General features: G+C 71.1%; 17 protein-coding genes. 14 read left to right on the top strand and 3 right to left on the bottom strand.

All coding sequences use genetic code 11. The features are described 5' to 3' along the window. Positions 1-246: 246 nt before the first annotated feature. The 9 genes from J7E96_RS18000 (at position 247) to J7E96_RS17960 (ending at position 10,539) form a co-directional block, all read left to right on the top strand. Positions 247-2,286, top strand: coding sequence for a tetratricopeptide repeat protein (locus J7E96_RS18000; RefSeq protein ID WP_215132642.1), 2,040 nt, complete (start codon positions 247-249; stop codon positions 2,284-2,286). Positions 2,287-2,431: 145 nt separating this feature from the next. Beyond that, positions 2,432-3,547, top strand: coding sequence for an alanine dehydrogenase (ald, locus tag J7E96_RS17995; protein WP_215132675.1), 1,116 nt, complete (start codon positions 2,432-2,434; stop codon positions 3,545-3,547). A 381-nt stretch (positions 3,548-3,928) separates the two neighbouring features. Continuing rightward, complete coding sequence (locus tag J7E96_RS17990; protein ID WP_215132641.1) at positions 3,929-5,050, top strand: ParA family protein; 1,122 nt, start codon at positions 3,929-3,931, stop codon at positions 5,048-5,050. Next, positions 5,047-5,691 (top strand): hypothetical protein, encoded by a 645-nt coding sequence (locus tag J7E96_RS17985; RefSeq protein ID WP_215132674.1) that lies wholly within the window; start codon positions 5,047-5,049, stop codon positions 5,689-5,691. The genes J7E96_RS17990 and J7E96_RS17985 overlap by 4 nt, the downstream gene beginning before the upstream one ends. A gap of 60 nt (positions 5,692-5,751) precedes the next feature. Then, positions 5,752-6,720, top strand: a complete 969-nt coding sequence (locus J7E96_RS17980; RefSeq protein WP_215132640.1) for a ScpA family protein — start codon at positions 5,752-5,754, stop codon at positions 6,718-6,720. Next, entirely contained in the window at positions 6,717-7,343 is a 627-nt protein-coding gene (scpB, locus tag J7E96_RS17975; RefSeq protein ID WP_215132639.1) for an SMC-Scp complex subunit ScpB, read from the top strand. The genes J7E96_RS17980 and scpB overlap by 4 nt, the downstream gene beginning before the upstream one ends. Then, positions 7,343-8,629, top strand: a complete 1,287-nt coding sequence (locus J7E96_RS17970) for a pseudouridine synthase (RefSeq protein ID WP_215132638.1) — start codon at positions 7,343-7,345, stop codon at positions 8,627-8,629. The genes scpB and J7E96_RS17970 overlap by 1 nt, the downstream gene beginning before the upstream one ends. Before the next feature lie 162 nt (positions 8,630-8,791). After that, positions 8,792-9,541: an NUDIX domain-containing protein gene (locus J7E96_RS17965; RefSeq protein WP_215132637.1), complete on the top strand. Its 750-nt coding sequence runs from the start codon at positions 8,792-8,794 to the stop codon at positions 9,539-9,541. Further along, complete coding sequence (locus J7E96_RS17960; protein WP_215132636.1) at positions 9,538-10,539, top strand: ADP-ribosylglycohydrolase family protein; 1,002 nt, start codon at positions 9,538-9,540, stop codon at positions 10,537-10,539. Before J7E96_RS17965 ends, J7E96_RS17960 begins: the two co-directional genes overlap by 4 nt. A 26-nt stretch (positions 10,540-10,565) precedes the next feature. On the opposite strand, the gene J7E96_RS17955 is transcribed toward J7E96_RS17960, so the two are convergent. After that, a complete protein-coding gene (locus J7E96_RS17955; protein ID WP_215132635.1) occupies positions 10,566-11,258 on the bottom strand; it encodes a DNA polymerase beta superfamily protein in 693 nt (230 codons plus the stop codon). A 184-nt stretch (positions 11,259-11,442) separates the two neighbouring features. Here J7E96_RS17955 and aroH point away from each other — a divergent pair, with 184 nt between their 5' ends. The 5 genes from aroH (at position 11,443) to der (ending at position 15,912) form a co-directional block, all read left to right on the top strand. After that, positions 11,443-11,805 carry a chorismate mutase gene (aroH, locus tag J7E96_RS17950; RefSeq protein ID WP_215132634.1) on the top strand — a complete coding sequence of 121 codons (363 nt, stop codon included), beginning with the start codon at positions 11,443-11,445 and terminating at the stop codon, positions 11,803-11,805. Next, complete coding sequence (locus J7E96_RS17945; protein ID WP_215132633.1) at positions 11,802-12,887, top strand: prephenate dehydrogenase; 1,086 nt, start codon at positions 11,802-11,804, stop codon at positions 12,885-12,887. The genes aroH and J7E96_RS17945 overlap by 4 nt, the downstream gene beginning before the upstream one ends. A gap of 137 nt (positions 12,888-13,024) precedes the next feature. Further along, on the top strand, positions 13,025-13,732 hold the full coding sequence (gene cmk / locus J7E96_RS17940) for a (d)CMP kinase (protein ID WP_215132632.1): 708 nt from the start codon (positions 13,025-13,027) through the stop codon (positions 13,730-13,732). A 53-nt stretch (positions 13,733-13,785) separates the two neighbouring features. Then, positions 13,786-14,373, top strand: coding sequence for a 1-acyl-sn-glycerol-3-phosphate acyltransferase (locus J7E96_RS17935; protein ID WP_215132673.1), 588 nt, complete (start codon positions 13,786-13,788; stop codon positions 14,371-14,373). Positions 14,374-14,451: 78 nt separating this feature from the next. After that, positions 14,452-15,912 (top strand): ribosome biogenesis GTPase Der, encoded by a 1,461-nt coding sequence (gene der / locus J7E96_RS17930; protein WP_215132631.1) that lies wholly within the window; start codon positions 14,452-14,454, stop codon positions 15,910-15,912. 24 nt (positions 15,913-15,936) lie between these two features. Here the strand turns inward: der and J7E96_RS17925 are convergent, their stop codons facing one another. Next, positions 15,937-16,266: a hypothetical protein gene (locus J7E96_RS17925; protein WP_251070031.1), complete on the bottom strand. Its 330-nt coding sequence runs from the start codon at positions 16,264-16,266 to the stop codon at positions 15,937-15,939. A 161-nt stretch (positions 16,267-16,427) separates the two neighbouring features. Then, complete coding sequence (locus J7E96_RS17920; RefSeq protein WP_215132629.1) at positions 16,428-17,219, bottom strand: hypothetical protein; 792 nt, start codon at positions 17,217-17,219, stop codon at positions 16,428-16,430. Between the last annotated feature and the right edge of the window lie 208 nt (positions 17,220-17,427).

Below are 17,427 nucleotides of genomic sequence, written 5' to 3'. Positions count from 1 at the left end.
ACGCCGGAGGGGCTGAAGTTGGCAAATGCAGCCCGTCCGGCGATTGAGGACACGCCCGCAGGGCGTCACGGGTCTGGGGCTTGCCACAGTTCGGGAAGGGGCGGGGCGGGGATGAAAAACTGCTGATCCGATCGGGGGATGCCCCCGCCGCGCTCCGCACAGTTCGTAGCAGAGCGTGAACTACGCTCGAAGTTCCCGACCGCAGTCGCGGGCGGGCTTGTGCGCAGGCGGACGGGAGCGTGGCCCGTGACGGATCAGGCGGTGGACACCAGCGGCACGGCGGCGGGTTCCGCGGCAGGGCGGACAACGGGCGAGTTCTTCGGCAGAGCGCGCGAGTTGAAGGAGCTGCGGGACGACATCGAGCGGGCCGGACTCGACACCCTCGCCGGCCGCAAGGCGCCCCGGGCCCGCGTGCTGCTGATCGCCGGACGCCCGGGCTCCGGCCGCACCGCCCTCGCCGCCGAACTCGCCGCGAGCCTCGCCGGTGACTACCCCGACGGCACGCTCCGTGCCCGGCTCACCGACCCCGGCGGCGAACGCGTACCCACCGAGCGCACCGCCCGCGCACTGCTCGACGACCTCGGGGTCCCTGTCCCGCCGGGAGCCGGCGACGACGAGCTGTCCGAGATGGTGCGCGACGCGCTCTCCGTACGCCGCATGCTGCTCCTCCTCGACGACGCCGCCGACGCCGAGCAGGTCGATCCGCTACTGCCCGACAACCCGGACTGCCTGGTCGTGGCCACCGCCCGCGGCCCGCTCACCGGCATCCCCGGCGTCCGGCCCTGCACCATCGGCGGCCTGGACACCGGATCCGCCGTCGAACTGCTCGCCCGCTCCACGGGCGCGGTCAGGATCACCGTCGACCCCACGGCAGCCGAGTCACTGGCCGAGGAGTGCGGGGGGCAGCCCGCCGCGCTGACGCTCATCGGCGGCTGGCTCGCCGCCAGCCCCAAGGCCTCGGTCGCCGATGTGGCGAAACGACTGCACGACATGCCCGTCGACCCCAAGCAGCCCACGGGCGGCAGGCCGCTCGCCCGCACCTTCCGTTTCGTGTACGAGTCGCTGCCGCATCCCACGGCGCGGATGCTGCGGCTGCTCGCCCTCGCGCCCGCCGGTGTCGTGGACGCGCACACCGCCTCCGCCCTGGCCGGCTGCTCGGTCTCCGGGGCCCAGACCGCACTGGACGACTTCGCCGCGCTCGGCCTGCTGCGAAGGGCCGACGGCCGGCGGTACGAGGTGCCCGGCTGCCTCGCGCCGATGATGAAGGCGCAGCTGGAGGAGCGGGACCGGCCGGCAGAGGTGCAGCTGGCCCGCGCCCGGATGCTGGAGCGGACCGTACGGCAGCTCCAGTCCTGCCGGGCGATCACCGAGCCCGACGGCTCCCCGGCGCGCAAAAAGCTGGCGGGGCTGCCGCGCGCGCTGCGCTTCCCGAACATCCCGGCCGCCGGCGAGTGGCTGCGGATCCGGCAGCCCGCGCTGCTCGCCTCGGCCCGTATCGCGGTCGAGGACGGGGAGCTCGACACCCTGGCGAGGCGGCTGGTGGCCGCGCTGGTACGGGCGCTGGCGGCGCACCGGGGCACCGAAGCGGCGGCTCCCGAGCTCTACGGGCTGCACCGGCTCGTACTCGACGTGGCCGAGCGGTGCGGTCTGCACCGTGAAAGGGCCGCCGCGCTGCTGAATCTCGCCGACCTGGACGCCCGGACCGGGCGCAGTGAGGAGGCGCTGACGCGCTACCGGGCCGCGCTGGACGCCGGCCGGGCAGCTGGTGACCCGTACGCGACAGGCCGCGCGATGGAATCCGTAGGCGGCACATATCAGGAACTGGGCGACTGGCAGCGCGCCTCCGACTGGTACGGACGGGCGCTGGAACAGCGGCTGACACGGGGCGAACGGGCGGACGCGGCGCGGCTGTACGGGCGGCTCGGGGCCGTGCACACCTATGCCGGGCGTTACGGCGAGGCGCTGCGCAACTGGCGGGCTTCGGCGGCCGGCTACCGGCGGGTCGGTGATCTGCCGGGCCACGCACGGGCGTTGAGCGAAGTGGCGAGGGTGCAGGAGTACGCGGGCCGGCCCGAGGAATCGCTGCGGACGTGTCACGAGGCCGTGGAACGGGCGCGGCAGGCCGGGGACGTACGGCTGCACGCGGCGCTGGAGTTGCGGCTCGCGGACACCCTCGACCGGCTGGGAGACCCGGCGGCTGCCCGTCTGCACAGGAGCGCTGCGGAAAGACTGCTGGGAGATGAGGGTTCTGCCTACGAAATCCGCAGTACTTCGCCGAGAGATTGATGCTTTGTAAGGCTAGACAGCGGGAAATCCTTCATTAGACTGGCTCTGCCGCGTCATACTGCGGTGTTCCCCGGGTGTGCCCTGCGTACCTGGGTATGTATGGCATTAACCCATTTATTCCCCTGAGCCAAGGACCGTGATCCACGTGAAGGTCGGCATCCCCCGCGAGGTCAAGAACAACGAGTTCCGGGTGGCCATCACCCCCGCAGGCGTGCACGAGCTGGTGCGCCACGGCCACCAGGTTTTCGTCGAGCAGAACGCCGGCGTCGGCTCTTCGATCACGGACGGTGAGTACGTCGCCGCCGGGGCGCAGATCCTGGCCACCGCCGACGAGGTCTGGGCCACCGCTGACCTGCTGCTTAAGGTCAAGGAGCCCATTGCTGAGGAGTACCACCGCCTCCGCAAGGACCAGACCCTCTTCACCTACCTGCACCTGGCCGCTTCCCGCGAGTGCACGGACGCCCTGCTGGAGTCCGGCACCACGGCGATCGCGTACGAGACGGTGGAGACCGCGAACCGCGCCCTGCCGCTGCTCGCCCCCATGTCCGAGGTCGCGGGCCGGCTGGCCCCGCAGGTCGGCGCGTACCACCTGATGCGCTCGGTCGGCGGCCGCGGCGTGCTGCCGGGCGGCGTCCCGGGTACGGCGGCCGGCGAGGCCGTCGTCATCGGTGGCGGCGTCTCCGGCTGGAACGCCACGCAGATCGCCGTCGGCATGGGCTTCCACGTGACCCTGCTCGACCGTGACATCAACAAGCTGCGCGAGGCCGACAAGGTCTTCGGCACCAAGGTCAAGACGATCGTCTCCAACGCCTTCGAGCTGGAGAAGGCCGTCGTCGAGGCCGACCTCGTCATCGGCGCGGTGCTGATCCCCGGCGCCAAGGCCCCGAAGCTCGTCACGAACGAGCTCGTCGCCAAGATGAAGCCCGGAAGTGTCCTTGTCGACATTGCGATCGATCAGGGTGGCTGCTTCGAGGACTCGCACGCGACGACGCACGCCGAGCCGACGTTCAACGTCCACAACTCGGTCTTCTACTGCGTCGCCAACATGCCGGGCGCCGTTCCGAACACCTCGACGTACGCGCTGACGAACGCCACGCTGCCGTACATCGTGGAGCTCGCGAACCGCGGCTGGGTCGAGGCGCTGCGCCGCGACGCCGCCCTTGCCAAGGGCCTCAACACCCATGACGGCCAGGTCGTTTACCGCGAGGTGGCCGAGGCTCACGAGCTGCCGCACGTCGAGCTGGGCACCCTTCTCGGCTGACGCGTCAACGAAACTCGTCAACCTCACGCATCGGGCCGGACCTTGTCGAACAAGGTCCGGCCGGACGCGTATCCGACCACTTGCGCGGACTCGTTCAACTCGCCACGAACGTAACCCTTTAGCCGTTTCGCGACCCTGCGAAACGCGCGGTCCGTGCCCCGGTTTGCCGCCCGCGCACCCTTGACACAGGGGTGTTCCATTGCCGACACATCGGGCCGGGTCCGGCGGATTGTGTTGCTGCGGACCGGTGACACGCCATAGAGTCGCCAACCGTCGGCATGGTGCCACGCTGACCTATCGATAAGTTTCCTGGTCACGTCCAAGGAGGTAAGACGACTTGTGAATGAGTCGACATTTACTCCCGGGGGTGGTCAACCAGGAATGCCTGCACGGGGCCAGGGCCCATCGGGGCTCGAGGCTGTCGGCTCCGTCGCTGTCCGCACCTTCGCCACCCATCAGCACATGACGACAGCCCACCAGAGCATGGACGGCCTACACGTGAACGCCATGGCCGGCGACCAGAGTGGGGACAAGTCCACCACCCGCTTCGCCGACTTCGACGAGGTGCCCGAGGGGCACTTCTACGATCCCGATGCCGAGTACGAGCCCGACCCCGAGTACGCGGCCACCCTCGCCCCCGACGCTGCCCGCCAGCGCCGCGAGCGGATCGGCCCGACCGGACGGCCGCTGCCGTACTTCCCGATCCCGGGTCCGCTGACCGATCACGGCCCCGCGAAGATCATCGCCATGTGCAACCAGAAGGGCGGCGTCGGCAAGACGACGTCGACCATCAATCTGGGTGCGGCTCTCGCGGAGTACGGACGACGGGTCCTGCTCGTCGACTTCGACCCGCAGGGAGCCCTGTCGGTCGGTCTCGGCGTGAACCCGATGGAACTCGACCTGACGGTCTACAACCTGCTCATGGAGCGGGGCATGTCGGCCGACGAGGTCCTGCTGAAGACCGCGGTCCCCAACATGGACCTGCTGCCGAGCAATATCGACTTGTCGGCGGCGGAAGTGCAGTTGGTCAGCGAGGTCGCGCGCGAGTCGACACTTCAGCGGGCGCTCAAGCCGCTGATGGCCGACTACGACTACATCGTGATCGACTGTCAGCCTTCACTGGGGCTCCTTACGGTGAACGCCCTGACGGCGGCTCACAAGGTGATCGTGCCGCTCGAGTGCGAGTTCTTCGCGCTGCGCGGTGTGGCGCTGCTGACCGAGACGATCGAGAAGGTCCAGGAGCGGCTCAACCCCGACCTGGAGCTCGACGGCATCCTCGCCACGATGTACGACTCCCGTACGGTGCACAGCCGTGAGGTGCTGGCGAGGGTCGTCGAGGCCTTCGACGAGCACGTCTACCACACGGTGATCGGACGGACCGTGCGCTTCCCGGAGACCACGGTCGCCGGTGAGCCGATCACGACGTACGCCTCCAACTCGGTCGGTGCGGCCGCTTATCGCCAGCTCGCCAGGGAGGTGCTCGCCCGGTGTCACGCCGAGTGAGTCTGCCGGGGGCCGACGAACTGTTCCGCACGACCGGGGGAATGGCGCTGCAGTCGTCGTCCCCGCGTCGCCCGCCGTCGCCCGCGAATCCCGCCAGTCCCGCCAACGGCGAGGCGCGGGTGCCGGGGCCGGCGGGGGAGAGCGATTCCGGGGCTGCGGCGGGTGAGCAGCCCCAGTCCGAGGGAGCGGCGTCCTCGTCGTCCTCCGCGGGTGCGGGGCCGGAGCATTCGGCGGCCGCCGACGCGGAGGCCGGCGGGCATCGCAGCCGGGCCGCTGAAGGCGACCAGGCGGCCGCTGCGGCCGCCAGGGCGCGCCGGGTGCCGGAGAGTCAGCCGTCCTCCCAGTCGGCCGCCCAGCAGCGTCCTGCGGGCCCGGCGACGGGGGCCCAGCCGCGGCGCCGGGGCGGGCGCGGGGCGAACCGTCGTCCCAGCGGCCGCGAACGGCACGACGAGAAGATCACGGTCTACGTCTCGGCCGAGGAACTGATGGACCTCGAGCACGCGCGGCTGGTGCTGCGCGGTGAGCACGGGCTCGCTGTCGACCGGGGGCGGATCGTGCGGGAAGCGGTCGCCGTCGTACTCGCGGACCTGGAGTCGCGCGGCGACGCGAGCATTCTCGTACGGCGCCTGCGCGGGCGCTGACCGGGCCGGAGGGTAGCCTGCGCTGCTCCTGCCCTTGTTCCCGCACACTGGACCACCACGATGCCGCCGCGCCCTGACGACTCCGCCGCTGCCCCTCGCCGTCGCCTGGGGCGCGGGCCGGGGGTGCCGCGGCCGGCCGATGAGTCCGGGGCCGAGGGCGTTGCGGTGCCGACGCCGGAAGGTGTGCCGGGGGTCGACGCGGGCGGGCTTGGTGAAGTAGCCGTTGCGGCGGGGGACGGGCGGTTCACCGTTCGGCTCGTCAATTTCGAGGGGCCCTTCGACCTGTTGCTTCAGCTCATCTCGAAGCACAAGCTCGACGTCACCGAGGTCGCCCTCTCCAAGGTCACCGACGAGTTCATGGCGCACATCCGCGCCATGGGGGCCGACTGGGATCTTGACCAGACCACGGAGTTCCTTGTGGTGGCCGCCACACTCCTCGATCTCAAGGCCGCGCGGCTGCTGCCCGCCGCCGAGGTGGAGGACGAGGGGGACCTCGCGCTGCTGGAGGCCAGGGACATGCTGTTCGCGCGGCTGTTGCAGTACCGCGCGTACAAGCAGATCGCCGACATCTTCAGCGAGCGGCTGGACGCGGAGGCCCGGCGCTACCCGCGTACGGTCGGTCTTGAGCCGCAGCACGCCGCGCTGCTGCCCGAGGTCGTCATCAGCATCGGCCCCGACGGCTTCGCCAAGCTCGCCGTGAAGGCCATGCAGCCCAGGGCCGAGCCCCAGGTGTACGTCGATCACATCCATGCGCCCCTGGTGTCCGTACGGGAACAGGCCGAGGTGGTCGTCGCGCGGCTGCGGGAGGTGGGGGAGGCGACTTTTCAGGCGCTGACGGAGGATGTCACGGACACGCTCACCGTTGTCGCACGGTTCCTCGCCCTGCTCGAGCTCTATCGCGAGAAGGTTGTCGTGCTGGACCAGGAGGAGGCCCTGGGGGAGCTCATGGTGCGGTGGACCGGCGGGGAAGGGGCGCAGCCCCTCGTCACGGATGAGTTCGATCAAGTGGTGGAAAGGGAGACGAAGTGAGTGAGTCCCCTGCGGTCGCGGACCTCGGGCTCAAGCCCGCCCTGGAGGCGGTCCTCATGGTCGTCGACGAGCCCGCCACCGAGGAACACCTCGCGAAGGTGCTGGAGCGGCCCCGCAGAGCCGTCGCGGACGCGCTGCGGGAACTTTCCGACGAGTACGCCGCACAGGGGCGCGGATTCGAGCTCAGGCTGGTCGCGGGGGGATGGCGCTTCTACACGCGGCCCCAGTACGCGGCGGCGGTCGAGAGCTTCGTACTGGACGGACAGCAGGCCCGTCTCACGCAGGCCGCCCTGGAGACCCTGGCGGTCGTCGCGTACCGCCAGCCGGTGAGCCGGTCACGGGTCTCGGCCGTACGTGGCGTGAACTGCGACGGCGTGATGCGGACCCTCCTCCAGCGCGGTCTGGTCGGGGAGGCGGGCACGGAACCTGAAACAGGTGCGATCCTGTACAGGACGACGAACTACTTTCTGGAGCGGATGGGCCTGCGTGGCCTGGACGAGCTCCCGGAGCTCGCGCCATTCCTCCCGGAGGCGGACGCGATCGAGGCTGAGACGCTAGAGGGTGTGCCGTCGTTCGATCCGGACGCCCCGGACACCGACGCAGACGACAAGACGGAATTTTGATGCGAAGCAGCAGCGGCAGGAACAGCGGAAGCGGTAACGACCGGAACCAGCGGGGCGCGGGCGCGGGCAAGGGGCGCGAGCGCGACGACAAGAAGCGCACCGAGCGTCCCGACCGTCCCCGTCCGGAAGAGCGCCGTTACGACGTCGGCCGTGACGCCCCTGGCGCCCGCGGCGGCGGCAGTAGTGGCAGTGGCGCGGGACGCGGCGGCGGCGGCGCCGGCGCAGGGCGCGGTGGAAGCGGTGCGGGCGCTGGACGCGGTGGCGCGGGTGCGGGACGCGGTGGCGCGAGCGCCGGCGGCGGCCGTGGTGGTGCGGGTGCGGGACGTGGCGGCAGCAGCGCCGGAGGCTCTTCGAGCACCGGCAGCCGTGGCGCGTCCGCGCGCGGTGGCGCCAAGGGCGGCCCCAAGGCCCCGCAGGGCGGCTTCCGGACCCCCGGTCTGCGCCGTGGCCCGCAGAGTGCCCCCTCCCGGCCGCGCGAGCTCGACGCCAAGCTCGAGGAGCGCGTACGTGAGCGGCACAGCAAGCCCCAGGTGACGACGCCCAAGACGTTCCCCGGTGCCGAGCAGGAGGGTGAGCGCCTGCAGAAGGTCCTCGCCCGCGCGGGCATGGGTTCGCGGCGTGCGTGCGAAGAGCTGATCGAGCAGGCCCGGGTCGAGGTCAACGGTGAGATCGTGACCGAGCAGGGCAGGCGCGTCGACGTGCACAAGGACGAGGTGAAGGTCGACGGCCTGACGGTCGCCACCCAGTCGCACCTCTTCTTCGCGCTCAACAAGCCGGCCGGTGTAGTCGCCACCATGGGCGACCCTGACGGCCGCCAGAACCTCAACGACTACGTGAACAACCGTGAGACGCGCCTCTTCCACGTGGGCCGGCTGGACACCGAGACCGAGGGCATCATCCTGCTCACCAACCACGGCGAGCTGGCCCACCGTCTCACCCACCCCAAGTACGGCGTGAAGAAGACCTACCTCGCCGCGATCCAGGGACCGCTCCCGCGCGACCTCGGCAAGCGGCTCAAGGACGGCATCGCGCTGGAGGACGGGTACGCCCGCGCCGACCACTTCCGCGTCGTCGAGAACACCGGAAAGAACTACCTGGTCGAGGTGACCCTCCACGAGGGCCGCAAGCACATCGTGCGCCGCATGCTGGCCGAGGCCGGCTTCCCGGTCGAGCGGCTCGTGCGCACCTCCTTCGGGCCGATCCCGCTGGGCGACCAGAAGTCCGGCTGGCTGCGCCGCCTCACCAACACCGAGGTCGGCATGCTGATGAAGGAAGTCGGCCTGTAACCGACGCCCCTTTTTGACCCAAGCCCCGGCCGGTTCCTGTACGTACAGGAACCGGCCGGGGCTTTTTGCCGCTTGTGGAGCGGGCCTCCGGCCCTTTATAGTCACCATGACTATAAAGGTGCGCGCGTGAGTCTCGCGGACATACCCCCTTCCGGAGAAGCGATGAACGAAGAGGAAGAGACCCTCTACAACCCGCGTGACTTCGAGCCGTTCGCCGTCACCGTCGATCTCGCCGTCTTCACCGTGCGCGAGAGCCGCCTGCACGTTCTGCTGATCCGGCGCGGACAGGACCCCTACGCGGGGGCGTGGGCACTGCCCGGCGGCTTCATACTGCCCCGCGAGTCCGCGGAAACCGCCGCCCGGCGCGAACTGGCCGAGGAGACCGGCCTGTCGCAGGAGTCCGCCGCCGCGCTCCACCTGGAGCAGCTGCGTACGTACAGCGAACCCGACCGCGATCCACGGATGCGCGTCGTCTCCGTCGCGTACACCGCGCTCGTGCCCGGACTGCCGGAGCCGCGCGGTGGCGGCGACGCCGCGCACGCCCAGTGGATGCCCGTCGGCGGCGTGCCCGCCCTCGCCTTCGACCACGCGCGGATCATCACCGACGCACAGGAGCGCGTCCGCGCCAAGCTCGAATACACCTGCCTGGCCACGGCTTTCTGCCCGCCCGAGTTCACGCTGGGCGAGCTCCAGCAGGTGTACGAGACGGTCTGGGGCGTCGCCCTCGACCGGCCCAACTTCCGGCGCAAGGTGCTCGCCTCGCCCGGCTTCGTGGAGCCGGTGGAAGGGGCGCCCCGGCGTACCGGAGGACGGGGGAAACCCGCCGCCCTCCACCGCGCGGGGAACGCCACCACTCTCCACCCACCACTTCTGCGCCCCGAACGACGATCCGAAGGAGAACGGTCCGAATGAAGCAGCCGGCAACCGGTGCCCTCGTGGGACTTGCGCTGGGGGACGCTCTCGGCTTCCCGACCGAGTTCAACGACGTACCTTCGATCCTCGCGAAATGCGGGCCGTGGCGGGAGATGGAGCTGCCCGCGCCCGCGATCGTCACGGACGACACCCAGATGACGCTCGCGCTGGGTCGAGGGATACGGACGGCCATGGACCGCGGGGTGCTCGGGCCGCCGCGGCTGGCGCGGCCGGTGCGCGAGGAATTCGTGGACTGGTACCACTCGCCCGAGAACAACCGGGCCCCCGGCCGCACCTGCATGGTCGCCTGCCGGCTGCTCGACAGTGACCTGCCCTGGCAGCAGGCCAGTCAGGTGGGCTCCAAGGGGTGCGGGGCCAACATGCGCGTCGCGCCGGTCGGGCTCGTGCCGGGGCTGAGCGGGGAACAGCGCGCCGGGGCGGCGCAGTTGCAGTCGGCGCTCACGCACGGGCATCCGACGGCGCTGGCGGCGAGCGATCTGACGGCGCACGCGGTGTATCTGCTCGCGCAGGGGGCGGAGCCGACCGGTCTGGTGGGGCTGCTCCGTTCGTACGCCTACGAGAACCGCACCCGGTACCACGAGCGCTGGCTGGGCGACCTGTGGACGCACGCTCACGACGCCTCGCCGGAGGTTTTCATCGCCCGTGGCTGGGACGAGTGCCTGGCCGTACTGGAACGGCTCGCCGAGGCACTGCGCTCGCCGTCCCCCGAGACCGATCCGTGCCTGGCGACAGGTGACGGCTGGATCGCCGAGGAGGCGCTCGCGACCGCGCTGCTGTGCTTCCTGCTCTTCCCCGGAGAGCCGGTCACCGCCCTGCGCCGCGCCGCCTGCACGAAGGGCGACTCGGACTCCATCGCGTGCCTGGCGGGAGCGTTCGCGGGAGCGCACCTGGGAGCGGGCGCGTGGCCGGCCGAGTGGGCGGAGCGCATCGAGTACAAGAGTGAGCTGCTGGGCCTGGGTGCGCTCTGGGACGCTTGACCAAACGAGGCCCGCCGACCACCGCGTCAGCGGGCTGAAGCGCGGCGCGTGCGGAGCAGGAAGTCCTCCACCCGGGGGCGGTCCGGCTCCGGCGGTAGGGGGCTCTTCGCCGCGGCGGCTTCGGCCTCCGCCGCGAGAACGTTCATACGGCGGTCGACCTCCCGCCACGTCACCTCACCGCGCTTGACCGCGAGCAGCTGGTCGCGGTCCTCGCCGACGTCGATCACCAGCTCGCCCGTACGCAGCAGATCGCGGCAGCTGCCCAGCAGCCGCAGCAGGTGCATGGCGTGCTTCCAGCGCGGGGCGCCGTGCTGCCGTACGTCCGCCTCCAGCTTCTTGCGCTGGCCGGCCGCGTACCGGGCGAAGGTCTGGTGGGCCCGGCGGGAGAGGAACGCGTCGCGCAGGGCGAGCAGCTCGTGGCCGGTGGCGTCGACGTGCTCGACCAGCGGGGAGTGCAGGCACTCCAGGATGTTGGGATTGGCGCGCAGGGCCAGCTCGCAGAAACGTTCCAGCTCCCAGGAGAACTGCTCGTCCGCCGGGCCCTCGACATGCGTCGGCGGCTTCTCGAAGCGCCAGTACAGCGGCGTCGGCGCGACGAAGACGCCGCGGCGGTCCGTGTCGCTGCCGTCCGTGGCCAGGCCGAAGGCGCGCGAGCCCATCACGCAGGAGTAGACGGTGTGGTCGCGTACGAGGTCTCCGGGCACGGCGGTCGGGATCATGCTCCGGATTGTGCCGCAGCCGGGGGAGCCGGATCGAACCACTTTCCACTGTGCGGCCCCGGTGGGTGCGGAGCGCGGAGGTCAGCCGGCCCCGGGCTTCTGACAGCCCAGTCCGTGCGGGCCTCCGTCCCAACTACGCTGAATCCTGCACGGGCAATCCGCGGTGTGGAGCGAGGAGTACGACGTGGCAGTACGAGCAGTGCGTGGGGCCGTTCAGCTGGAGCGGGACCAGGCCGAGCACATGAACGAGCAGGTCGGCGAGCTGCTCTCGGCCATCCTGGAGCGCAACGGGCTCACCCCCGACGACCTCATCAGCATCTGGTTCACCGCCACCCCCGACCTCCACAGCGATTTCCCGGCCGCCGCGGCCCGCAAGCTCGGCATTGTCGACGTACCGCTGATCTGCGCCCAGGAACTGGACATAGCGGGCGCCATGCCCCGTGTCGTACGGATCCTCGCGCACGTCGAGTCGGACCTGCCCAAGTCCTCGGTCTCGCACATCTACCTCGGCGCAGCCGCCGCCCTCCGCAAGGACATCGCCCAGTGAGAACCGCCCTCGTCATCGGAACCGGCCTCATCGGCACCTCCGCCGCCCTCGCCCTCGCCGGGCGCGGCATCACCGTCCACCTCACGGACCACGACCCGGCGCAGGCACACACCGCCGCCGCGCTCGGGGCGGGCACCGACGAGGCGCCCGAAGGCCCCGTCGATCTGGCCATCGTCGCCGTCCCGCCCGCGCACGTGGCCGCGACGCTGGCCGACGCCATGCGGCGCGGGATCGCCCGCGCGTACATCGACGTCGCCAGCGTCAAGGGCGGACCGCGCCGCGAGCTGGAGGCGCTGGGCTGCGACCTCACGTCGTACATCGGTACGCACCCCATGTCCGGCAAGGAACGTTCGGGCCCGCTCGCCGCGACCGCCGACCTCTTCGAGGGCCGCCCCTGGGTCCTCACCCCCACTCGGGACACCGACACCGAGGTGCTGAACCTCGCGCTGGAGCTGGTCGCCCTGTGCCGGGCCGTTCCGGTGGTGATGGACGCCGACGCCCACGACCGCGCGGTCGCGCTCGTCTCGCACACCCCGCAGCTCGTCTCCTCGATGGTCGCGGCGCGGCTGGCGGACGCGGACGAGACGGCGGTACGGCTGTGCGGTCAGGGCATCCGGGACGTCACCCGCATCGCCGCCTCGGATCCTCGGATGTGGGTCGAGATTCTCTCCGCCAACCCCGGCCCCGTCGCGGATGTGCTCACTGGCGTCGCCGCCGACCTGGAGGAGACCGTGCAGGCGCTGCGCGCCCTCCAGTCCGCCGACGACGACAAGCGCGCGGGCGGCGCCGAGGGCATCGAGGACGTGCTGCGGCGCGGCAACGCGGGCCGCGAGCGGGTGCCGGGCAAGCACGGGGCCGCCCCGACGGCGTACGAGATCGTCGCTGTCCTCATCAGCGACCGCCCCGGCGAGCTGGCCAGGATCTTCGCGGACGCCGGGCGGGCGGGCGTCAACATCGAGGACGTACGCATCGAGCACGCGACGGGGCAGGAGGCGGGCCTCGTCCAGCTGATGGTCGAGCCGGCGGCCGCACCGGGACTGAGCACGTCGCTGCGGGAGCGTGGCTGGTCGATCCGCCCGTAGCGGCGCTCGCGGCCCAAGGCAGGGCGATGTCCGGTTTGCGGCGGCTTAGCAGGGGCGTCGAGGGCGGGGCCGGGGACTCGGTAACCTTGTGTGGGGCCCGTCGGGTCCCCGCATGCCCAAGCCCGTGTACCAGGAAGGTGTCCTACACCGTGGAAACCGCCGCCCGGACCGCCCCGGCAGCAGTGATTGTCGCCATCGACGGCCCCTCCGGCACGGGCAAGTCCAGCACCTCCAAGGCCGTCGCGGCCAAGCTCGGGCTGAGCTACCTGGACACCGGTGCCCAGTACCGGGCGATCACCTGGTGGATGCTGAACAACGGCATCGACGTCACGGACCCCGTCGCCATCGCGGACGCCGCGATCAAGCCCGTGATCGTCTCCGGCACCGACCCGGCCGCCCCCACGATCACGGTGGACGGAGTCGACGCCTCCGGTCCGATCCGCACCCAGGAGGTCACCGCCAAGGTGAGCGCCGTGAGCGCCGTGCCCGAGGTGCGCACGCTCATCACCGAGCTGCAGCGGTCCATCGCGAAGGGTGCCGAGCTGGGCATCGTCGTCGAGGGCCGTGACATCGGTACGACCGTGCTGCCGGACGCGGACCTCAAGATCTTCCTGACCGCCTCTCCCGAGGCGCGCGCCGCCCGCCGCAGCGGCGAGCTGAAGGGCGCGGACGTCTCCGCGACCCGCGAGGCTCTGCTGAAGCGGGACGCGGCCGACTCCAGCCGCAAGACCTCGCCGCTCGCCAAGGCGGACGACGCCGTCGAGGTCGACACCAGCGACCTCACGCTGCAGCAGGTCATCGAGTGTGTCGTTACCCTGGTCGAGGGGAAGCGGGCCGCGAAGTGACCGCACCCACACCGCGTGGTGCGGCGGTAGGACGCGGCATCGGCATCGGCCTGATGTACGGGCTGTGGAAGCCCCGCGTCCTGGGTGCCTGGCGGGTGCCCATGAGCGGTCCGGTGATCCTGGCCGTGAACCACTCGCACATGATCGACGGCCCCATGCTGATGGGCACCGCGCCCCGGCCGGTGCACTTCCTGATCAAGAAAGAGGCGTTCGTCGGCCCCCTCGACCCGTTCCTGCGCGGAATCGGGCAGCTGAAGGTGGACCGTACGACAGCCGACCGTACGGCGATCTCGAACGCGCTGGGCGTGCTGACGGACGGCGGGGTCCTCGGGATCTTCCCGGAGGGCACCAGGGGCCAGGGCGACTTCGCCTCGCTGCGCGCCGGGCTTTCGTACTTCGCCGTACGCAGCGGGGCGCCGATCGTCCCGGTGGCGGTGCTCGGCAGTACGGAGCGCCGTGGCCGGCTGATACGGGGGCTGCCGCCGCTGCGCAGCCGCGTGGACGTGGTCTTCGGTGACTCCTTCGAGGCCGGCGACGGCAGCGGACGGCGTACGCGCAAGGCGCTGGACGAGGCGACCGTACGGATACAGGAGCGGCTGACCGCCCACCTGGAAGGTGCCCGGCGTTTCACCGGGCGCTGAGCGAGACTTGAGTACTTGAGTAGTGGACCGCGCGAGACCGGGTGGTCCATCGATGATGATGAACGAGGAACGGACTTCATGAACGACCAGAATCACTCCGGCGACGAGCACGGAGCACTTGGCGACGCCGAGTACGCGGAGTTCATGGAGCTCGCCGCGCAGGAGGGCTTCGACCCCGAAGACGTCGAAGGCGCGATCGGCGAAGCCGGTCACGGCCCGCTGCCCGTCCTCGCCGTCGTCGGCCGCCCCAATGTCGGCAAGTCGACCCTGGTGAACCGCATCATCGGCCGCCGCGAGGCCGTCGTCGAGGACAAGCCGGGCGTCACCCGTGACCGTGTCACGTACGAGGCCGAGTGGGCGGGCCGCCGCTTCAAGATCGTCGACACCGGCGGCTGGGAGCAGGACGTCCTCGGCATCGACGCGTCCGTCGCCGCCCAGGCGGAGTACGCGATCGAGGCCGCCGACGCGGTCGTCTTCGTCGTCGACTCCACGGTCGGCGCGACCGACACCGACGAGGCCGTCGTCAGGCTGCTCCGCAAGGCCGGCAAGCCCGTGGTCCTGTGCGCCAACAAGGTCGACGGCCTGAGCGGCGAGGCGGACGCGACCGCGCTGTGGTCGCTGGGCCTCGGCCAGCCGCACCCGGTCTCCTCGCTGCACGGCCGTGGCACCGGCGACATGCTGGACGCCATCCTGGAGGCCCTGCCGGAGGCCCCGGCCCAGTCCTTCGGTCTGGCCACCGGCGGCCCGCGCCGTATCGCGCTCATCGGCCGTCCGAACGTCGGCAAGTCGTCCCTCCTCAACCGGGTGGCGAACGAGGACCGCGTCGTCGTCAACGAGGTCGCGGGCACCACGCGCGACCCGGTCGACGAGCTGATCGAGCTCGGCGGCATCACCTGGAAGTTCATCGACACGGCCGGCATCCGCCGCCGCGTCCACCTCCAGGAGGGCGCGGACTACTACGCCTCCCTGCGTACCGCTGCCGCCGTCGAGAAGGCCGAAGTCGCGGTCGTACTGATCGACGCCAGCGAGTCCATCAGCGTGCAGGACCAGCGGATCATCACGATGGCCGTCGAGGCGGGCCGCGCGCTGGTCATCGCGTACAACAAGTGGGACACCCTCGACGAGGAGCGCCGCTACTACCTGGAGCGCGAGATCGAGACCGAACTGGCCCAGGTCGCGTGGGCGCCGCGGGTGAACGTCTCGGCGCAGACCGGCCGCCACATGGAGAAGCTGGTCCCGGCGATCGAGACGGCGATCGCGGGCTGGGAGACGCGCATCCCGACCGGCAGGCTCAACGCCTTCCTCGGCGAGATCGTCGCCTCCCACCCGCACCCGGTCCGCGGCGGCAAGCAGCCCCGCATCCTCTTCGGGACGCAGGCGGGGGCCAAGCCGCCGCGGTTCGTGCTCTTCGCCTCCGGCTTCCTGGAGGCCGGCTACCGGCGCTTCATCGAGCGTCGTCTCCGCGAGGAGTTCGGCTTCGAGGGCACGCCGATCCACATCTCGGTGCGGGTGCGCGAGAAGCGCGGCCGCAAGAAGTAACGCCGGACGGGCCTGTAAGCGGGCCTAGAACCCCTGACGGGGAGCGGGCGGCAGCGCGGCCGGGAAGTGATTCCCGGTGTGCTGCCGCCCGTTGCTGTTCGTGGCGCTGTCGCTGTCGCTGCTCGTGACGCGCCAGAAGCCGGTGTGCGAGCCGTGCGTTCCGTGGCCGGTGTGACTCGTGTGGCCGGGACCCTCGCTGTGGCGCGCCCCCTGGGCGAAGCCCGTGAACCCCAGTTCCTCCTCGCCGGTGCGGTCGCCGGGCAGTGCCCGGAAGGACCTGCGGTACTCCGAGTAGAGCGCGTCGTAGATCGGCGTGTGCGAGGGCTCGGCCCTGGATTCCCGCGAGGGGCGCATCGCGGGGATCGGGCTCTGGTACGGCTGATGGCGTGAGGGGTCGTATGAGTGCACGTATGTGCCAACGACCCCAGCGCCCGACGGATGCGGGCCGAGCAGGGAATTCCCTGCTCGGCCGGGGTAAGCGGCGCGCATGGACCGGTCGTGCGGGCCCGTGCCCGTCAGGTGCCGGCCAGCGGCATGGCGGCGGCCGCCAGAACGCCACGGGTGGCGGCCCGCTCCAGCGCGTTGCGCAGCAGGTCCTCGCGCGGCTGCTGGCCGATCGAGCCGGCGGGCGCGGTGTAGACGAGGACGGTGCTCGACTTGTTGGCCGCCGTCCGCCAGCCGTCGGTGACCTGGAGCGGCTGGTGGGCCTGCCACCAGGAGACCGGGTTTCCGCCGCTGGTGCCGGGCTGGAGTACGGCGTGCAGCTGGCCCATGGCGAGCAGGACAGACCAGCCGGGCAGCGCGGCGGGCACCTCGTCCATGTCCTTGACCGGCTGGAAGCCCTGCTCGGTGACGAGCGGCAGGAACTCGTCGGTGGTGCCGTCGGAGCCGGGGCGGGTCACGGGCCCGGTCGGCTCGACGACCAGGGCAGGGTGCAGCTCGCCGTCGATCAGTACGAGGCCGCTGGTGATCCCGAGCACGGCCTGGCCGGGCGAGCCGCCGTACTCCTCGGCACCGGGGAGGTCGGAGGCTCCGCCGGTGATGCTGCGTACGGCGCCCTGGAGCTGTTCCTCGGCCACGCGGACGACCTGCGAGGGGATGCAGGTGGCATGGGCGAACGCGAGCACAGCGGTTTCGTCTCCGACGAACAGCACGGTGCTCGTGCGTTCCAGTTCTGAGTCGCCCTGGGTACGGCAGGAGGTGCAGTCGTAGCTGCCCGGGGCGTTCTCGCCGGCGAGCAGCCGGTCGGCTTCTTCGTTGCCGATCTCGGCGCGTACGTCGTCGCTGACGTCGAGCATGCGCGGCACGGGGGACTCCTCGGACTCGGTGCGGGTGCCGGGTGGTTCCCGGCTCGTCAAGAAGACAACGGGTGATCTGCGGCCGGGGTCACGCGAAGAAGGGAACGGAATCGAACCGAACGGCACGGGCGACCCAGGCGTTGCCCCGTCGGCCGACCGGGTGGGGCTCTTCCGGTCCGCCGCGCGGCAGGTGAGCCGATGCCCGGGCGCCTGCCTA

It is taken from the genome of Streptomyces sp. ISL-96, assembly GCF_018614035.1.
GTDB lineage: Bacteria > Actinomycetota > Actinomycetes > Streptomycetales > Streptomycetaceae > Streptomyces.
The sequence above is the reverse complement of the archived record's forward strand: the minus strand, read 5'-3'. Positions and strand labels throughout refer to the sequence as shown.